We start from the raw sequence: 16,978 nt of genomic DNA, 5'->3' as shown, positions 1-16,978 counted from the left end.
ATGTCGCCCATAGACGACAGTGAGCGGGTTGCGTTAGAACTGACGCCGCAGTTCGTGAGCTGGCGTTCAAGACTGCGAGATGCTCGGGCGCTGGCTAGGATCGCCGACCGGCTGACCCGGCTTCAGTTTGGACACTGGGGCGACGTCAAGCCCGTAGGCGAGGGCGTCAGCGAACTGCGGATCGACGTCGGCCCTGGCTATCGGGTGTATGTGGTTCAGCGGAACCGCACCTGGGTCGTCGTGCTCGGAGGCGGCGACAAGTCGTCTCAAAAGCGGGACATCGAGGCGGCGTTGCTTCTGGCGAGAGAGTTGAGACATGCCGATTGAAACTGTTCCCTTCGACGCGGCCGACTTCCTCGATACGCCTGAGGCGGTCGAGGAGTTTCTGGTGGCTTCGTTCGAGTCCGCCGCCGAGCTCGGCGATCCGCGCATCATCACCAACGCCCTGGGCGTCGTCGCCCGGGCCAAGGGCATGACCCAGATGGCGCGGGACGCGGACCTGTCGCGCACGGCCCTCTATCGGGCGCTCAGCGAGGAGGGGCGGCCCGAGCTTTCGACCATTTTCAAGGTGATGCAGGCCCTGGGCCTTCGCCTCGCCCCCGTTCGCGTGGACTCCGCCGCCTGATGTCGCTGATCATCGCCGTCGACGGCCCCGCCGCCTCGGGCAAGGGCACCATCGCCGCGCGGCTGGCGCGGACCTATGGCCTGCCGCATCTGGACACCGGCCTGCTGTACCGCGCCGTGGGCGTCAAACTTCTGGAGGCCGGCGGTTCACTGGACGACGAGGCGGCGGCGACCGAGGCGGCGCGTGGCCTGGACGCGGCTCAGGTGTCCGACGATCCCCGCCTGACCACCGGCGAGGCGGGCGAGGTGGCCAGCCGTGTCGCCGGCCATCCCGGCGTGCGCGCCGCCCTGCTGGACCTGCAACAGGCCTTTGCGGCCCAGGCGGGGGGCGCCGTGCTGGACGGCCGCGACATCGGCACGGTGATCGCGCCTGACGCCCCGGCCAAACTGTTCGTCACCGCCACGCCCCGGGTCCGCGCCGACCGCCGCTGGAAACAGTTGACGGCGCGGGGTTTCGACATCGGCTTCGACGACATGCTGGCCGACATTCAGCGCCGGGACGAGCGCGACGCCGGTCGCGGCGCGGCGCCGATGGTCCAGGCCGAAGACGCGGTCTTGCTGGATACCACCGACATGGGTATAGAGGCGGCCTTCGATGCGGCCCGCCGTATCGTCGAGGCGGCGCGCGCGAAACACGGTCTCTGACCGGTCTTGCAAATCCAACGCGCCCATCCTCGGCTTCCGCGGGCGTTTTGATCGTTCTGAACGGCCTCGCATCCTGACGACCTGCCTATCTTTTCCTCTCGCCTCGGCGCAGCGCTTTGCTGTGTGAGGGGCGTCCACCTCGCGCGGGGCCGTTCGGTCGCGCGCCACAGCCCTACCGGAAACACCAGAGCTTCATGTCTGATACTCTCAATCCCACGCGCGACGACTTCTCGGCGCTGCTCGACGAACAGCTTCAGGGTCGCGACTTCGGCGAAGGCCAGGTCGTTCACGGCCGCGTCGTCGGCATCGAAAAAGACATCGTCATCATCGACGTCGGCCTGAAGACCGAAGGCCGCATCTCGATGCGCGAATTCGGCCAGGGCGAAGACGCCAAGCTGCCGAAGGTCGGCGACAACGTCGAGGTTTACCTGGAGCGCGTCGAGAACGCCCTGGGCGAAGCCGTCATCAGCCGTGACAAGGCCCGCCGCGAGGAAGCCTGGACCCGTCTGGAAGTCGTGTTCGCCGAAGGCCAGCCGGTCAACGGCGCCATCGTCGGTCGCGTCAAGGGCGGCTTCACCGTCGACCTGGGCGGCGCCTCGGCCTTCCTGCCCGGCTCGCAGGTGGACATCCGTCCGGTGCGCGACGTCGGCCCGCTGATGGGCAAGGAACAACCGTTCCAGATCCTGAAGATGGACCGTCCGCGCGGCAACATCGTCGTCTCGCGTCGCGCCATCCTGGAAGAAGCCCGCGCCGAACAGCGCACCGAGCTGGTCGGCCAGCTGCAAGAGGGCGAAGTCCGCGAAGGCGTGGTCAAGAACATCACCGATTACGGCGCGTTCGTGGACCTGGGCGGCATCGACGGCCTGCTGCACGTCACCGACATGTCGTGGAAGCGCGTCTCGCACCCGTCGCAGGTTCTCGCCGTCGGCGACACCGTCAAGGTCCAGATCGTCAAGATCAACCCGGACACCCAACGTATCTCGCTGGGCATGAAGCAACTGCAGTCGGACCCCTGGGACGGCGTGGAAGCCAAGTATCCGGTCGGCGCCAAGTACACGGGCCGCATCACCAACATCACCGACTACGGCGCCTTCGTGGAGCTGGAAGCCGGGGTCGAGGGTCTGGTGCACGTCTCGGAAATGTCCTGGACCAAGAAGAACGTCCATCCGGGCAAGATCGTCTCCACCTCTCAGGAAGTGGACGTGGTCGTCCTGGACGTCGACGCTTCCAAGCGCCGCATCTCGCTGGGCCTGAAGCAGGCTCAGGACAATCCGTGGGACGCCTTCGTCGCCAACAACCCGATCGGTTCGACCGTCGAGGGCGAAGTCAAGAACGCCACCGAGTTCGGCCTGTTCATCGGCCTGGACAACGACATCGACGGCATGGTGCACCTGTCCGACCTCGACTGGTCGGTTTCGGGTGAAGAAGCCATCCAGCGCTACCGCAAGGGCGAGATGGTCAAGGCCAAGGTCCTGGACGTCGACGTCGAGAAGGAACGCGTCTCGCTGGGCATCAAGCAGCTCGGCGGCGATCCGATCGGCGAGGGCGACACCTATCGTCGCGGCCAGCAGATCACCGTCACCGTCTCGTCGATCGAGACCGGCGGCATCGAGGTCAAGTTCGGTGAAGACGACGCGCCGGTCACGGCCTTCGTGCGCAAGTCGGACCTGTCGCGCGACCGCAACGAGCAACGTCCGGAACGCTTCGCCGTCGGCGACCGCGTCGACGCCATGATCACCGCCGTGGACAAGGCCTCGCGCCGCGTCTCGGTGTCGATCAAGGCGCTGGAAATGAAGGACGAACAGGAAGCCATCGAACAGTTCGGCTCGTCCGACTCGGGCGCTTCTCTGGGCGACATCCTGGGCGCCGCGCTGAAGAACGCCGGCACCAAGGAGTAGGCGCTCAAGCCGCGGAGCGCCGCGCGCTCCGCAGTAGCGTAAACAGATGAGGGCGGCGGGAGCGATCCCGCCGCCCTTTTCTCTATTTGGCGCACTGGCATGAGCGGAACCGGACATAAATCATGCGAATGCCGCCCCTCCTTGGCGGATAAGGGCTTTTTCACGCGGCGAGCGAGGGTTAGTGTGCGGCTTCTGGATCGTCGGCGAGCGCTGGCCTGTCGATCGCGAGCTGGCAGGGGCCCTGATGATCAAGTCTGAACTGATCGAAAAGCTGGCGGCCGAGAACACCCACCTGACCCATGCGGAGGTGGAGCGGCTGGTGAATGTCATCCTCGGCAAGATGACCGGGGCCTTGTCCGAGGGCGGCCGGGTCGAGTTGCGCGGCTTCGGCGCCTTTTCGGTGCGGTCCCGTCCGGCGCGCCTGGGTCGCAATCCGCGCACCGGCGAGACGGTCGAGGTGCCGGCCAAGGCCGTGCCCTTCTTCAAGAGCGGCAAGGAACTGCGCGAGCGTCTGAACGCGTCCGGCGACGCCTGAATCTCCACGTCCTGACTGCCAAGAGAATTTTCGAATGAGCCTGCTGTCCGAGTTCCGCGAGTTCGCGGTCAAGGGGAACGTCGTCGATCTGGCGGTCGGGGTGATCATCGGCGCGGCCTTCAACGGCATCGTCAAGAGCCTGGTCGATCAGGTCGTCATGCCCCCCATCGGCCTGTTGACCGGCGGCATCGACTTTTCCGAACTGGAATGGGTGCTGCGGCGCGAGAACCCGGCGACCGAGGCGGTCGAGAAGGTCGCGATCCAGTACGGCGCCTTCGCCAATACCGTGATCCAATTCCTGATTGTCGCCTTCGTGGTCTTCCTGGTGGTCAAGGGCGTCAACAGCATGCGGCGCCAGGAAGCGGCCAAGCCCGATCCGGCGCCCTCGGCCCCCACGCCGATCGAATCCCTGCTGGTCGAGATTCGCGACGCGCTGAAGGCGCGTCCCTGAAGCCGGAATTTCCCGCCGGCCGGTCGGGGTCAGGCCTTCCAGAACCGACCCTGGACCGCTGAGGCGCGGACCGGCGCGCGCCGGGCGCGGGGTTGAGGCACGGGGCGGGCGCAGACGGCGTAGTCGCCGTCGAACGGCGTCGGAGCCCAGGTTTCAGCCAGGACCGGGTCATCGACGCGCGCGTGACAATGCCCCCAGCCGCCTTCGCGCCGCGCCTTGGGCGTCAGGGCGCCCAGATGGTCCAGGATGTCCGGATTGGTCACCGGCAACCGCACCTTGGCCGCGCCCAGCGCCCGCGCATTGTCGATCAGGACGCCCGCCAGGACTTCGATCGCTTCGGGGTCCGTCTGCAGCGCCGTCAGATCGATGATGTCGAGGCACGGCGGTTCGATCGGGCTGGTCTTGGTCATCATCGCCGTGGCCGTCCCCACCAGTCGTCCGTCGCGCATCCGCCCCAGCAGTATGGGGGGCAAGGTCTGGTCCGGGTCGGCCAGGCGCCACGCCATGATCTCGGGCCCCCGGTCCGCCAGCAGCCGCCCCTCGGCCGTCAGCGCACGCCAGAAGTCGGCATAGGGCGAGTTTTCCCTGACATCGCGCAGCACGACGACGTCGTCCGGCAATTGCAGGCGTGGAGGCTGGAACAGGCGTGCGTTCATCAGGGGCTCGCCCAGACGTCGGGCCTGCTCCGCCGAAATCCCGCCCAGCAGACGCCGCAGCAGTCGACCCTTCAGACAGGTCAGCGGATCCACCATCCAGGACAGTTTCAGGGCGTGGGTCTCCGTCGGCCCCGGCTTGAGGCCGAACAGCCGATAAAGCGGCGCTGCGCGGGGATTGGCGTTCAGCGTATAGCAGGCGAACAGGTCGGGCTGAGCCAGGATCGCCTTGATCAGACAGCGGCTGGCGCCGGTGCGTTCCGGCGGCACGATGATGGAAAAACCCGTCGCCGCGTACAGGCTTTCATCGTCCTTGCAGAATCTCTGGATCAGATTGCCCAGCATGGCGACCGGTTCGTCCTGCCGATCGGCGACGACCCAGCCGAAGGGCGCGTCGATGTCGCGCCGCGCCGGATTGTCCTCCAGCCAGCGCCACCCCGCCTGCGATCGCTCCGGCCAACCGACCTGACGATGCAGCCTGTTCAGGGCCTCGTAGTCGGATCTGCGGATGGGTCGCACGGACATCGGCGCTCCTTCCCATAATGAAACCGGGACTGCTGCTCGAGGGCGCACAGTGCAGAAGCCGCGCCAAAGTGGCCTTTGTCCGACAGTGAAGGGAGGGGGCGCGACAGCCTTAACACTTGTTCGCATTTGCCTGCTGTGCTGGGTATGCGCCTTTCGCGCGCCCAGTTGCGGCGCGGCAGTTGGGAGTGAGCCGTTGACAGCGACGGATGGGGGGGCGCTGGCGCCTCGCAAGACTTTCCTGGGGCACCCGAGGGGGCTGGTGATCCTGTTCTTCACCGAGATGTGGGAACGGTTCTCCTTCTACGGGATGCGGGCCCTGCTGGTCCTGTATCTGACGCAGCATTTCCTGTTCGGCCCGGCCGAGGCCCAGGGCATCTACGCCGCCTATGCGGCTCTCGTGTATCTGATGCCGGTCATCGGCGGCATGATCGCGGACAAATATCTGGGATCGCGCAAAGCCGTCATCATCGGCGCTGTCCTGCTGGTCATGGGCCACTTCACCATGGCGTTCGAGGGCACAGGCGGTCGTGAAAGCCTGACCATCGGCGACACCACCTATCAGATCCAGGTCGAAGGCCGCGATCAGAACCGTCAGATGTTCGCCGTCAACGGCGACCAGCGCGTGCCCATATCGATCACGCCGGAAGGGGTTTCCACCCTCGGCGCCGAACCCTCCGCCGCAAACGCCGCGACCGCTCCTGCCGCCGCGGCCGGTTTCCCGGCCTTCACCGCCACAGGCGGATATACGCTGGAAACCGAGCGCGATACGGCGCTCGGCGAGCCGGTCCTGTTCCTGGCCCTGGCCCTGATCATCGTCGGCGTGGGCTTCCTGAAAGCCAACATTTCGACCGTCGTCGGCGCCCTTTATGAAGAGAACGATCCCCGTCGCGACGGGGGTTTCACCATCTTCTACGTCGGCATCAACCTGGGTTCGTTCCTGGCGACGGCGGCCTGTTCCTATCTCGGCTTCAACTATGGCTGGGCTTACGGCTTCGGTCTGGCCGGCATCGGCATGTTGTTTGGGCTTCTGACCTTCGTTCTGGGCCAGTCCTGGCTTGAGGGTCGCGGCGCGCCGCCCGTTCCGGTCGAGGGACGTTCGATTCTGGGCGTGCCCCTTGTTCCCTTCTTCTGGATCGCCGGCCTGGTCGCCGTCATCCCGACTTGGCTGCTGATGCAACGCCACGAGATCATCGAGACAGGTCTGCCCTGGATCGCCGGCGTCATCTTCGCCTCAGTGGTCGGCTATACGGTCTTCCGGCTGAAGGGCGCCGAACGGAGCCGCATGCTGGTCGCCCAGCTGCTGATCTTCTTCTCGGTGCTGTTCTGGGCCCTGTTCGAACAGGCCGGGTCGTCCCTGACCCTGTTCGCCGACCAGTCGACCCAGATGCCCGACTGGTTCAACGCCGGCTACACCCAGATGTTCAACCCCGGCGTCATCATCATCGGCGGTCCGATCATCGCGGCCCTGTGGGTCTGGCTTGGGAAGCGGAACCTTGAGCCCTCGACACCGGTCAAGTTCTCGTTCGGCCTGGTCTTCGTGGGCCTGGGCTTCCTGGTCCTGACCTGGGCGGCGGGAACCCAGGCTAATGACGCCTTCCGGGTGCCGCTGCTGTTCCTGTTCCTGACCTATGTCTTCCACACGATCGGCGAGCTGTGCCTGTCGCCGGTCGGCCTGTCGATGATCACCAAATTGTCGGTGGCGCGCGTGGTCGGCATGATGATGGGGATCTGGTTCCTGTCCAGCTCGGTCGCCCACATCGTCGCCGGCCTGATCGCCAAGGCGACGGCGACCGACACGGTCGCAGGGGTTGTCACCAGTCCCGCGCTGGCGTTGCAGACCTATGGGTCGATCTTCGGCACCATCGGTTGGACGGGCGTCGGCGTCGGCGTCTTCCTGCTGCTGATCTCGCCCTTGCTGAAGAAGGGCATGGCCGGGGTTCACTGATCCCGACCGCCTGAAACAAGGAAAAGCCCCGGCGGAGCGATCCGCCGGGGCTTTTTGCTGGCCTTTCGCCTCAGAAGGTCTTGCGGACCCGGATCGAGACGAAGGTGCGGGGATCGACCGTGCTGTCCTCGATGAAGGCCACGGCGCGGGTCTCGCGGTCGGCGAAAACCGTCCGGCTGTTCGTGAAGTCGTCCCACAGGTTCAGCTGGGCGCGGATCGCCAGGGTCGGGCTCGGCTTGTACTCGGCGAACATCTCGAAATAGTCCGTGCCGCGCCATTTGGAGACCTGGTCGGGCGAATAGTTGGGCTGGCCCAGATAGGGCAGCCAGTTCACGCCCCACTGCAGTTTCCAGCGCGTGATGTCCTGCTCGATGCCGATATTGGCCTGGGTGGCTCGAACCCCCGAGATGGGCCGTTCTTCGCCCGTGGTCGGGTCGGTGACGGCGGTCTTGTTCCAGTCGTTCTTGAAGGTGAAGCGGGCGCCCGGCGCGCCCAGCTTGTCCAGCGGCAGGGTCACGTTCAGCGACAGCCGGTCCAGCGTGCCTTCGCCGATATTGCCCACCGCCGACAGACCGCCGGCCAGGGGGATCCGGTCGATGGCGTCGATGATCTCGTCGTGGCGATAGCCGATGGAGACGACGCCCTCGCCCCAGAAGCGGCGTTCGTAGGTCAGTTCCGAGATCCAGCGCTGCTCCGGCTCCAGATCGACGTTGCCGCCATAGACGTTCTCCTCTTCCAGGTCGGCCGAGGCGGCGAAGTCGGAGAAGTCCAGCTGGCCCAGCTCGCGCTCGAAGCGGAGGCGCAGCTGGTTGTTCGGCATCGGCGTCCAGGTGGCCATGAAGCGGGGCTTGGCGAAGAAGAAGCTCTTCTCCTGGTCGGCGTCGCCGGACTGGCTGATGGTCGAGGCTTCCAGGCGCAGGCCGGCCTCCAGCGTCAGGTCGGGGTGCAGCCGCCAGGTTCCCTTGGAGAAGGCCTCGCCGCGCGTCTCCTCGACCTTGACCGAGGCGCTGGGCAGGGGAATGGGCGCGCCGCCCTCTGTATAGGCCTGATCGGCCTGGCGCATGTTGTAGGCGATCTCGCCGCCGGTCTCGATCGTCAGCTTCGGCGAGCGCTCGTGGCGGACCAGGGCGCGCAGGATGGTCTCTGACCTTTCGCCGGAATAGGCGAAGACCTGTTCGGGGGCGTCCACGCCGTTGTTCAGCACGTTGTAGGTCGAGACCCCGTCCCAGCTGCCGAACTCGTGCATCAGCCGGGTTTCCAGCTTGAAACGGTCGTTCAGGGGACGCTCCCAGGTCACGCCGAACTCACCGCTGTCGCTGTCCTCGCTGTCCAGGCTTTCGCGGAAGGCGGTGGCGGATCGGCTGGTGTTGTAGCCCTGCCAGTCGTTGACCCCGTAGCGGGCGGTCAGATCGACCTTGCCGCCCGCGAGCGGGCCGGCGTAGGTCCCGCGGATCGAGTTCCCGCCGCCATAGCCGTCGGTGTCGGTGAGCTCGTCGCGCAGTATATTGCCCGAGGCGTCGCGGCGGATCAGGCGGCCGGGGCCGTTGGAATCGCTCATGCTGACGCCGTCGGACAGGGTGACGCCCCAGCTGCGGTCGCCGCTGCGGGCCGTGAACTGGTAGCTGCCGCCGTACAGGTCCTGACCCGATCCCTCAAACTGGGTGGTGTTCCAGGTCAGGATCGACTGGCGGCTGGTCTCCTTCTTCAGGATGACGTTCACCACCACCGAGAACCCCTGCATGTCGATGCCGGGCGCGCCGCCCCGGATCAGCTCGATCCGCTCGACCTGACGGGCCGGGGTGCGGCTGAGCACGTTGGAGCCGGTGTCGTTCTTGGAGGCCGGCCGGGCGTTGCCGATCAGGACATTGCCCACCGCCCCTTCAAAGCCGCGCGCGCCCGTGCCGTCGTCGAGGTCGAAGCCGGGCACCCGGTTGACCATGTCGAGCGCGGTGTTGGGCTGTTGAGCGAGAAAGAAGGCGGGCGTGAAGACCAGCACCCCGCGCTGGGCGGCGTCGGCCAAGGGCGCCTGGCTGACCGGTCCGGTCGGCACGGGCGTCTGAGCCACCTGCGGTTCGTCGCCGGCGAAGGCGGCGCCCGTCGTAAAGAGCAGGGCTGTACCGCCCAGAAGTAAGGCCTTCGTCATCGATCTTCCCCTCGGTTTGTTGGCGAGAGGTGTGCCGATCCGCCGCATTATTCTCCAGTTACAAGGCGGAAAGGTGGATTAAATCGGCGACATCATTACAAGGCGTTCATTAAACTGTACTTGGTTTGGCAAGTATACAGATCTGTAATAGTTACAGGCTCTCCACCCTGCGGGGCGGAGAGCCTGCGGTCTTCAGTTGGCCGGGGCCTGGCGGTCCGGGACGGCGTCGCGGGCGGCGTCGCCGATGTTCTCAGCCGCGCCGCCGACGCTGTCTGCGGCGCCGGCGATGGCGTTCGACTCGACGGCGTCGTTGCGGTTCATGTTGATCAGGAACCAGCCGATCAGCCCGACCAGGGCCAGGCCGATGATCAGGGCGACGACGCCGCCCAGGCCGCCGCCGCGACGGCTCTCGACGACGACGGGGGCTGCGGCGGGATCGTTCTCGGTGATCCGTTCGACCCGGCCGTCAGGGTGTTCGACAGTGCGTTCGGTGGGCATGGTGTGTCCTCTCCAGTGTGGCGAGGAAACACGCGCTCGGCGATTAGGGTTCCGCCCTCCTCAGACCGCCGTGCCGCCGACGGTCAGGCCGCCCATCTTCAGCGAGGGCTGGCCGATGCCGACGGGAACGCCCTGGCCGGCCTTGCCGCAGACGCCGACGCCGGGATCGAAGGCGAAGTCGTCGCCGATCATCTGGATCCTGGTCAGGGCCGTGGCGCCGTCGCCGATCAGGGTGGCGCCGCGGACGGGTGCGGTGATGACCCCGTCCTCGATCAGATAGGCCTCGTTGCACTGGAACACGAACTTGCCGTTGGTGATGTCCACCTGGCCGCCCGAGAAGTTGGCGGCGTAGAGGCCGCGCTTGGTGTTGGCGATCATGTCGGCCTTGGAGTCCCGGCCGCCCTCCATGAAGGTGTTGGTCATGCGGGGCATGGGCATGTGGGCGAAGGACTGGCGACGGCCGTTGCCGGTGGCGGCGACGCCCAGCTGACGCGCGGACAGCCGGTCGTGCATCAGGCCGACCATGATTCCGTCCTCGATCAGGACGGTGCGCGAGGTGGGGGTGCCCTCGTCATCGACCGACAGGGAGCCGCGACGGCCGGCGATGGAGCCATCGTCGACCACGGTGACGCCGGGGGCGGCGACCCGCTGGCCCATCATGCCGTTGAAGACGGACGAGCCCTTCCTGTGGAAGTCGCCCTCGAAACCGTGGCCGATGGCCTCGTGCAGCAGGACGCCGGGCCAGCCGGCCCCCAGGACCACGTCCATCTCGCCCGCCGGGCAGTCGATGGCGTCGAGGTTGACCAGGGCCTGGCGCAGGGCCTCGTCCACCTGGGCCTGCCAGCGTTCGGGCGCCACCCAGGCCTCGAAGCCCGCACGGCCGCCGGCGCCGGACGAGGCGCTCTCGCGCTTGCCGTTCTGTTCGACGGTGACGGAGACGTTCAGCCGGACCAGGGGGCGGACGTCGCGCACCACCCGTTCGTCGGCGCGCAGGATCTCGATGGCGCGGCGCTCGCCGACCAGGGAGGCCGAGACCTGGACCACGCGCGGGTCGCGGGCGCGGGCCCAGGCGTCGATCTCGGCCAGCAGGGCGATCTTGTCCGAGAAGGCGGGCGAGGCCAGGGGATCGACCGCGTCATAGAGTTGTTGATTGGTGGCGCGCGGCCCCTCGGCGACCCGGGCGGCGTGGCCCTGTTTGGCCAGAGCCGCGCTGTCGGCGGCGCGGCGCAGGGCGGCGGCCGAAATCTCGTTGGCGTGGGCGTAGCCGGCGGTCTCGCCCGCCACGACCCGCAGGCCGAAGCCCTCGGTGGCGTCATAGGCGGCGGACTTCAGCCGGCCGTCGTCGAACACCAGGCTCTCGCTCTCGGACCGTTCCAGGAACAGCTCGCCGTCGTCGGCGCCGGCCAGGGCCGTCTTCAGGATCGACAGGGCTTCGTCGGTCTCGACGCCGGCGGCGTCGAGGATGGGGGGCGGGGCGGCGTGAACGGTCATGGGCTGTAGGTAGGGGCTGAAGGGCGGTTCGTCACCTGCCGGGGCGGATTCAGACGCCGGGACGAAAAAAGAGAGTCTGAATCGTCTGAATAGTCTGAAATCGGCGACGGCGGCGTTCAGGAAAAAACACAGTCTAATTTGTCTGAATCGTCTGAAATCTCCGGCGACGGCGGCAAGACCAGAAGACTAGCACGCGCGGGAGGGGCGCCCGGTCGAAAGGCCCAGCCGTTCAGCAGGGCGTTGAAATCCATACGGAGGGACCAGCGTCATTATGAGGGCAAAGACCCTTTTCGTCATTCCGGGTCTCCGCTGCGCTGCGCCCGGAATGACGAAAGAAAAGGGGAGCGGCTCAGCGCGCCAGCCTGCCCTTGGCCTTGTCGGAGTCGAGAACGATGTCGGGGTCCGGGGCCGTGATCTCCTCGCCGCAGTGGTCGAGGATCTTCAGAATGTGGCGGATCAGGTTCAGCCGGGCGGTCTTCTTGTCGTCAGTGGCGATGATGGTCCAGGGGGCGAAGGCGCGGTCGGTCTCGTCCAGCATCCGGTCGCGGGCGTCGGAATAGGCGTCGAACCGCGCCTCGGCCTCGGCGTCCAGCGACGACAGCTTGAACCGTTTCAGCGGATCGACGCGGCGTTCCTTCAGCCGTTTCGCCTGTTCCTTGCGCGAGATGTCCAGCCAGAGCTTGATCAGGATGATTCCGTCGTCGGTCAGCATCCGCTCGAAGCGCGGCGCATCGGTCAGGAACTGGGCGTACTGCTCGGGCGTGCAATAGCCCATCACCGGCTCGACCCCGGCGCGATTGTACCAGGAGCGGTTGAAGATGACGGTCTCGCCCGCCGCCGGCAGATGCGGGACGTAGCGCTGGAAATACCACTGGCTGGTTTCCCGGTCGCTGGGCTTGGGCAGGGCGACGACGCGGGTCTGGCGCGGGGACATGTATTCCGTCAGCCGCTTGATGGCCCCGTCCTTGCCGGCGGTGTCGCGCCCCTCCAGCACGACGACCACCCGCAGCCCATGCTCGATGGTCCAGGCCTGGGTCTTCACGACAGCGAGCTGCAACTGTTCGAGTTCGGCGTCGTAGGCGTCTGTCTTCTTTCCCATTCGATCAGAGTGGGACGGGACGGGGGCGAGGGCAAGCGGGGCGTTGACGGGCGATGCAAGATGACGCGCTTCTCACGTGCCGCCAGCGACGACCGGGGCTAGGATATTCCAAAGTGGAGGCTTCGATGACGCTGAATCGCCGCAGGCTTTTGGCCGCCGGACTGGTCGCTGCGGCGACCGGAGGCGTGTCGTCCGCTTCGGCGGGCGACGCCGCAGACTATGAGGCGGGGCTGGACGCCGCCTTTGCGGAGACCGGGCCGGTCGCCCTGGCCGGGGGCGTGGTCACGCGCGAAGGCCTGGTCTGGTCCGGGGTGCGGGGCGTGCGAAGGATCGGCGGGACCGATCCCGCGACCCTGGACGACCGCTGGCACCTGGGGTCGAACACCAAGGCGATGACGGCGGCCCTTTACGGGCGGCTGGTCGACCAGGGACGGGCGGACTGGGACGCGCCGCTGGGGAATCTGTTCCCCGGCGTCCGGATCGACCCGGCCTGGGACGGGACGACGATCCGCGACTTCATGCATCACCGGGCGGGGGTGAAGGACGCCGACGCCCTGGGCATGGTCTTTTTCCTGACCGCGAGGGGCGACCCGCGGTCCCTGCCGCAACAGCGGCTGGCCGTGGTCGAGCGGATGTTGGGCGTCGCGCCGACCGGGACGAAGGGGGCGTTCGAATACGCCAACGCCAACTATATGCTGGTCGGGGCGGCCATCGAACGGATCACGGGCCGGTCGTGGGAACAGGTCGTTCAGGCCGAATTGTTCGCGCCCCTGGGCCTGACGTCGGGCGGTTTTGGCGCGCCGAAGACCGATACGGCGGGCGGCCCCAATGTCTGGGGGCATCGCGGCGAAGGGGCGGCGCGGGTCGCTGTGGATCCCGTCGATCCGGGCGCGGACAATCCCCCGGCCCTGGGGCCGGCGGGGACGGCGCACATGAGCCTGGACGACTATGCGAAATGGCTGAGGCTGTTCGTGACGGACGGCGGCGGCTGGCTGAAGCCGGAGACGGCGGCGCAACTGGCCACGCCGGGCGCGGGCGAGGGCATGCCCTACGCCCTGGGGTGGATTGCGCCGCCGCAGATTCCCTGGGCGGGCGGGCCGGTGCTGACGCACGACGGGTCGAACACCCTATGGTACGCGACGGCCGTGGTCGCCCCGGCGCGGGGCGTGGCCTTCATCGCCCTGAGCAATCAGGGCGCGGGTCAGGCGGCGACGACCGCCCTGATGCTAAAACTGATCGGACGGCTGAACGCCTGAGCAGATTCCAGACCCGTTCTAAATGCTCTGTAGACCACTTGCGGTTATTCCAGAGCGGTGAGTGAGTGAAGGCGTACACAGTGCTGAGTTACAATGTCTTACGAGGCGGCTGGGAGCGTGACGGGCGTCAGGTCGACCACGTCTCGCTCGGCCAGGGCGAATTCTGCGTCAGCGACGATCCCGACACCGTGATCACCACGGTCCTGGGATCCTGCGTTGCGGCCTGTGTGCGCGATCCCAAGGCCGGAATCGGCGGGATGAATCATTTCGTCCTGCCTCGGCTTCCCTCCGGCTCGCGGAGCGACCCCTCCCGCTACGGCTCCCGGCTGATGCCGCTGCTGATCGACCGCCTGCTTGAACGGGGCGCCAGTCTGAAGCGCCTGGAGGCCCAGGTGTTCGGCGGCGCAAGTCCCGGCCCGGTCCAGAATCCCATCGGCCAGAACAACGTCGATTTCGCCATGGCCTATCTGGCCGAGCGCGGCATAGCGACCGCCGCTCCCGTTCGCAGCGGGGCGGCGGGCTGCAGGCTCGAGTTCTGGCCGGAATCAGGCCGGCTGATTCACACGCCGCTGACCGGGGTGAAGAAGGTCGCCGGCGCCAGGATCATGCTGCGCCCGGTCAAACCTCTGGTGCTGCCTACCGCCGCCTAGGGGCGCGGGCGGCTGTATTTGAACGCTTCGCCCCCTCGCGGCGTTTGCCAGCGGGGCCGTGGGCGGTCCATGCTGGGGCTGCATGAAGCGCGACTTCGCCGATTTCTGGAATCTGCTGTGGGAGGTCGGGCTGCTGGCCTGCGCGGCCTTCGCGCTGCTGAACGCCTATGCGCCGCCGCAGGACCTGCCGTGGAAGCCGCTGGACCTGAGCCAGCCGCTGGGCCGGGCGACGGCGGCCAAGGTGGCCGACTTCGACATCGCCCCGACGGCGGCCTCGGAAGAGGTCCAGGGGGCGACCGAGGCCTGTATGCAGGTGCTGCGCGAGGCGGGGATCGAGGTCGAGCGGGCGGCGGATCGCGACGACGGCGGCTTCTGCGTCGTGCGCGGGGCGGTGCGGATCACCGGCGGGGCGGTGACGCCCCTGGCCCCGGCCGATGTGGTGATGCAGTGCCCGCTGGCCGTCCGCTATGTCATCTGGGACCGGCAGGTGTTGCAGCCGGCGGCGCGCAGCATCCTGGGCTCGGCCCCGGCGCGGGTCGAGAACTACGGGACCTATTCATGCCGGCGCATCTATGGCTCGCAGGACGAACAGGAGCGGCCCAGCGAACATGCGCGGGCCAACGCCCTGGACGTGGCGGCGGTGCGGCTGGAGGACGGGCGGACCGTCAGCGTGCTGAACGACTGGCGCGGCCAGGGTCCGGCGGGCGAGCCGGGCGGGCGGTTCCTGCACGCGGTGCGCGACGGGGCGTGCCGACTGTTCTCGACCGTGCTGACGCCCGACTACAACGCCGCCCACGAGAACCATCTGCATGTCGACGGGGCTGAGCGGGGCCTGTGCCGTTAAGGTTGAATCGCCCCTGACGCGAATCGCTTTGCTGTTGACCGACCGGAAAAGCCGGGTGACAACAACAGCACAGTCCGGATTTTGCGTGGGGTCCACACCCGCGTCTCGCTCCTTCGCCTGAACGAGCTGTCCAGATGGACTGTCGGGTCACCCTGAGGGGGATCCGCCTGGAAAAGCGCGTTTACGGAGACGCAGACATGGCGACCGGTACGGTCAAGTGGTTCAACCCCACCAAGGGCTATGGATTCATCCAGCCCGACAGCGGCGGCTCTGACGTGTTCGTTCACGTCACCGCCGTTCAGAAGGCCGGCCTTCAGGGCCTCGATGAGAACGCCAAGGTCGAATACGAGCTGGAAAACCAGCGCGGCAAGACTTCGGCGATCGACCTCAAGCTCCTTTAAGCCGAACGGCAGACAAGGCTAGGAACCAGGCGCGGGGGCTAAGGCCTCCGCGCCTGTTTTCGTTAAAGTGAATTGGCGAGGAGTCGGTCTGTCGATCCGGAGGCGAGGAATTCAGCAGCCTCATCAACGCGATCGCTAGCAGCCCTGATCGCCAGAATCTTAAGCGTTTCGACAGTTTGTTGATCTTCGCAGGGTAATGTGACGATCATTTCGACATGATCGAAAAACTCGCCGTCTTTCCCAAATGTCTGGGGAATCGTGACGCGAACTTTGGCTCTCCAGATGTCGCCAATTCCTGACGGACCCAACTCTAGAATTTTCAGTTTTCGATTTTCCAAGGTCGCACTCCTAATGCCCCGGCATATTGATTGGATTCAGGGCTAGGTCTCTACGATTTGCTCTTCACAGATGTGTCAGGGACGGCTTTGACGCGTTGTGATCTCTGCGCCATCACGATGGCGCCCAGGACCAGGGCGCCGCCCAAGGCCTGGATCGGGGTCAGGGTCTCGCCGAAGATCCACCAGCCCAGCAGGCCGGCGACGACCGGCTGGATCAGTATGGTGACGGCGGTGATCGAGGCCGGCAGCTTGCCCAGCGCCCAGGCGACGCCGCCCTGGCCGAAGACGTGCATGACGCCCATGGCCAGGCAGGCGGCCCAGCCGGACAGGCTGGCGGGGATGATGTCCTCGCCCAGAACCAGGGCCACGATCAGCAGCAGGGGCGCGCCCAGCAGGGTGGCCCAGAAGGTGACGCGCATGGCGCCGGCCGTGGCGCGCGCCGCCTTCACCGCCAGGAAATAACCCGAGTACCAGACCGCCACCGACAGCGAGAAGATGTCGCCCAGCGGCGGGTTGGTCCCCTGTCCGCCGTCGGCGCCCGCCGCCATGGCGAAGGCCCCCCCATGGCCAGGGCCAGGGCCAGCAGGAACAGCCGGTGCGGCGTCTCCTTCAGCACGATCCAGCCGAACAGGGTGACGACGACCGGCGTCAGGTTGCATAGGACCGTGGCGTTGGCGACCGAGGTCATGACGATGCCGTAGTGCCAGAAGCTGAGGTCCAGGGCGAAGAACAGGCCGGCCAGCAGCGCCCATTTCGACGGGGCGGCGATCCCGCCCGGCTCGCGCGACGCCAGCAGGGTCAGCAGGGGCAGGGCGAAGACGAACCGCCAGAAGCCGGCCGCCGCCGGACCGGTCTCGGTCAGGCGCACCAGGATCGGCGCCAGGCCCAGGACGCAGGCGGCGATCAGCAGGACGATCAGGGCGAAGGCGCGGGGGGAGACGCGGGCGGCGAGAGCGGACATGGCGGGCCTCTTACGCCGCCC

The 16,978-nt window shown here is 67.0% G+C and carries 19 protein-coding genes; 11 read left to right on the top strand and 8 right to left on the bottom strand.

Going from position 1 to position 16,978, the window contains the following annotated elements:
- The 6 genes from ACW18C_RS14210 (at window position 1) to mscL (ending at window position 4,153) form a co-directional block, all read left to right on the top strand.
- Window positions 1-327: a type II toxin-antitoxin system RelE/ParE family toxin gene (locus ACW18C_RS14210; RefSeq protein WP_492071584.1), complete on the top strand. Its 327-nt coding sequence runs from the start codon at window positions 1-3 to the stop codon at window positions 325-327.
- Complete coding sequence (locus ACW18C_RS14205; RefSeq protein ID WP_035307008.1) at window positions 317-625, top strand: addiction module antidote protein; 309 nt, start codon at window positions 317-319, stop codon at window positions 623-625. Before ACW18C_RS14210 ends, ACW18C_RS14205 begins: the two co-directional genes overlap by 11 nt.
- A complete protein-coding gene (gene cmk, locus ACW18C_RS14200) occupies window positions 625-1,269 on the top strand; it encodes a (d)CMP kinase (RefSeq protein WP_492071582.1) in 645 nt (214 codons plus the stop codon). Before ACW18C_RS14205 ends, cmk begins: the two co-directional genes overlap by 1 nt.
- Window positions 1,270-1,463: 194 nt before the next feature.
- A complete protein-coding gene (gene rpsA / locus ACW18C_RS14195; RefSeq protein ID WP_426026486.1) occupies window positions 1,464-3,167 on the top strand; it encodes a 30S ribosomal protein S1 in 1,704 nt (567 codons plus the stop codon).
- A gap of 244 nt (window positions 3,168-3,411) precedes the next feature.
- Entirely contained in the window at window positions 3,412-3,702 is a 291-nt protein-coding gene (locus ACW18C_RS14190) for an integration host factor subunit beta (protein ID WP_035307045.1), read from the top strand.
- Between the two features lie 34 nt (window positions 3,703-3,736).
- A complete protein-coding gene (mscL, locus tag ACW18C_RS14185; protein WP_008263083.1) occupies window positions 3,737-4,153 on the top strand; it encodes a large-conductance mechanosensitive channel protein MscL in 417 nt (138 codons plus the stop codon).
- A gap of 29 nt (window positions 4,154-4,182) precedes the next feature.
- Here mscL and ACW18C_RS14180 read toward each other — a convergent pair whose 3' ends face one another.
- The gene (locus ACW18C_RS14180) at window positions 4,183-5,331 is read right to left on the bottom strand and encodes a GNAT family protein (RefSeq protein WP_492071580.1); all 1,149 of its coding nucleotides are present in this window, start codon (window positions 5,329-5,331) and stop codon (window positions 4,183-4,185) included.
- A 259-nt stretch (window positions 5,332-5,590) separates the two neighbouring features.
- Here ACW18C_RS14180 and ACW18C_RS14175 point away from each other — a divergent pair, with 259 nt between their 5' ends.
- Entirely contained in the window at window positions 5,591-7,276 is a 1,686-nt protein-coding gene (locus ACW18C_RS14175; RefSeq protein WP_492071578.1) for a peptide MFS transporter, read from the top strand.
- Between the two features lie 70 nt (window positions 7,277-7,346).
- On the opposite strand, the gene ACW18C_RS14170 is transcribed toward ACW18C_RS14175, so the two are convergent.
- From ACW18C_RS14170 to ppk2, 4 genes are all read right to left on the bottom strand, one after another.
- A complete protein-coding gene (locus tag ACW18C_RS14170; RefSeq protein WP_492071577.1) occupies window positions 7,347-9,419 on the bottom strand; it encodes a TonB-dependent receptor plug domain-containing protein in 2,073 nt (690 codons plus the stop codon).
- A gap of 192 nt (window positions 9,420-9,611) precedes the next feature.
- The gene (locus ACW18C_RS14165) at window positions 9,612-9,917 is read right to left on the bottom strand and encodes a hypothetical protein (protein WP_492071576.1); all 306 of its coding nucleotides are present in this window, start codon (window positions 9,915-9,917) and stop codon (window positions 9,612-9,614) included.
- Between the two features lie 60 nt (window positions 9,918-9,977).
- A complete protein-coding gene (tldD, locus tag ACW18C_RS14160; RefSeq protein WP_492071575.1) occupies window positions 9,978-11,408 on the bottom strand; it encodes a metalloprotease TldD in 1,431 nt (476 codons plus the stop codon).
- Between the two features lie 349 nt (window positions 11,409-11,757).
- Window positions 11,758-12,507: a polyphosphate kinase 2 gene (ppk2, locus tag ACW18C_RS14155; protein ID WP_492071573.1), complete on the bottom strand. Its 750-nt coding sequence runs from the start codon at window positions 12,505-12,507 to the stop codon at window positions 11,758-11,760.
- A 125-nt stretch (window positions 12,508-12,632) separates the two neighbouring features.
- Between ppk2 and ACW18C_RS14150 the strand changes: the two genes are divergently transcribed.
- From ACW18C_RS14150 to ACW18C_RS14135, 4 genes are all read left to right on the top strand, one after another.
- Window positions 12,633-13,763 (top strand): serine hydrolase domain-containing protein, encoded by a 1,131-nt coding sequence (locus tag ACW18C_RS14150; protein ID WP_492071572.1) that lies wholly within the window; start codon window positions 12,633-12,635, stop codon window positions 13,761-13,763.
- A gap of 80 nt (window positions 13,764-13,843) precedes the next feature.
- Window positions 13,844-14,413: a chemotaxis protein CheD gene (locus ACW18C_RS14145; RefSeq protein ID WP_492071570.1), complete on the top strand. Its 570-nt coding sequence runs from the start codon at window positions 13,844-13,846 to the stop codon at window positions 14,411-14,413.
- Window positions 14,414-14,495: 82 nt separating this feature from the next.
- On the top strand, window positions 14,496-15,257 hold the full coding sequence (locus tag ACW18C_RS14140) for an extensin-like domain-containing protein (RefSeq protein WP_492071568.1): 762 nt from the start codon (window positions 14,496-14,498) through the stop codon (window positions 15,255-15,257).
- A gap of 197 nt (window positions 15,258-15,454) precedes the next feature.
- The gene (locus tag ACW18C_RS14135; RefSeq protein WP_008264090.1) at window positions 15,455-15,658 is read left to right on the top strand and encodes a cold-shock protein; all 204 of its coding nucleotides are present in this window, start codon (window positions 15,455-15,457) and stop codon (window positions 15,656-15,658) included.
- Between the two features lie 62 nt (window positions 15,659-15,720).
- On the opposite strand, the gene ACW18C_RS14130 is transcribed toward ACW18C_RS14135, so the two are convergent.
- From ACW18C_RS14130 to ACW18C_RS14120, 3 genes are read right to left on the bottom strand one after another with little or no spacing between them, the layout of a single operon-like run.
- A complete protein-coding gene (locus ACW18C_RS14130; RefSeq protein ID WP_492071567.1) occupies window positions 15,721-15,996 on the bottom strand; it encodes a hypothetical protein in 276 nt (91 codons plus the stop codon).
- Window positions 15,997-16,046: 50 nt separating this feature from the next.
- Window positions 16,047-16,544, bottom strand: a complete 498-nt coding sequence (locus ACW18C_RS14125; protein ID WP_492071566.1) for a DMT family transporter — start codon at window positions 16,542-16,544, stop codon at window positions 16,047-16,049.
- A complete protein-coding gene (locus tag ACW18C_RS14120) occupies window positions 16,442-16,957 on the bottom strand; it encodes an EamA family transporter (RefSeq protein ID WP_492071564.1) in 516 nt (171 codons plus the stop codon). Before ACW18C_RS14120 ends, ACW18C_RS14125 begins: the two co-directional genes overlap by 103 nt.
- Window positions 16,958-16,978: the final 21 nt, after the last annotated feature.

The sequence above is a fragment of the Brevundimonas sp. FV1ye7S genome, assembly GCF_058680995.1.
Note: the sequence above shows the minus strand (reverse complement) of the source record. Positions and strands in the feature narration are given on the sequence as shown.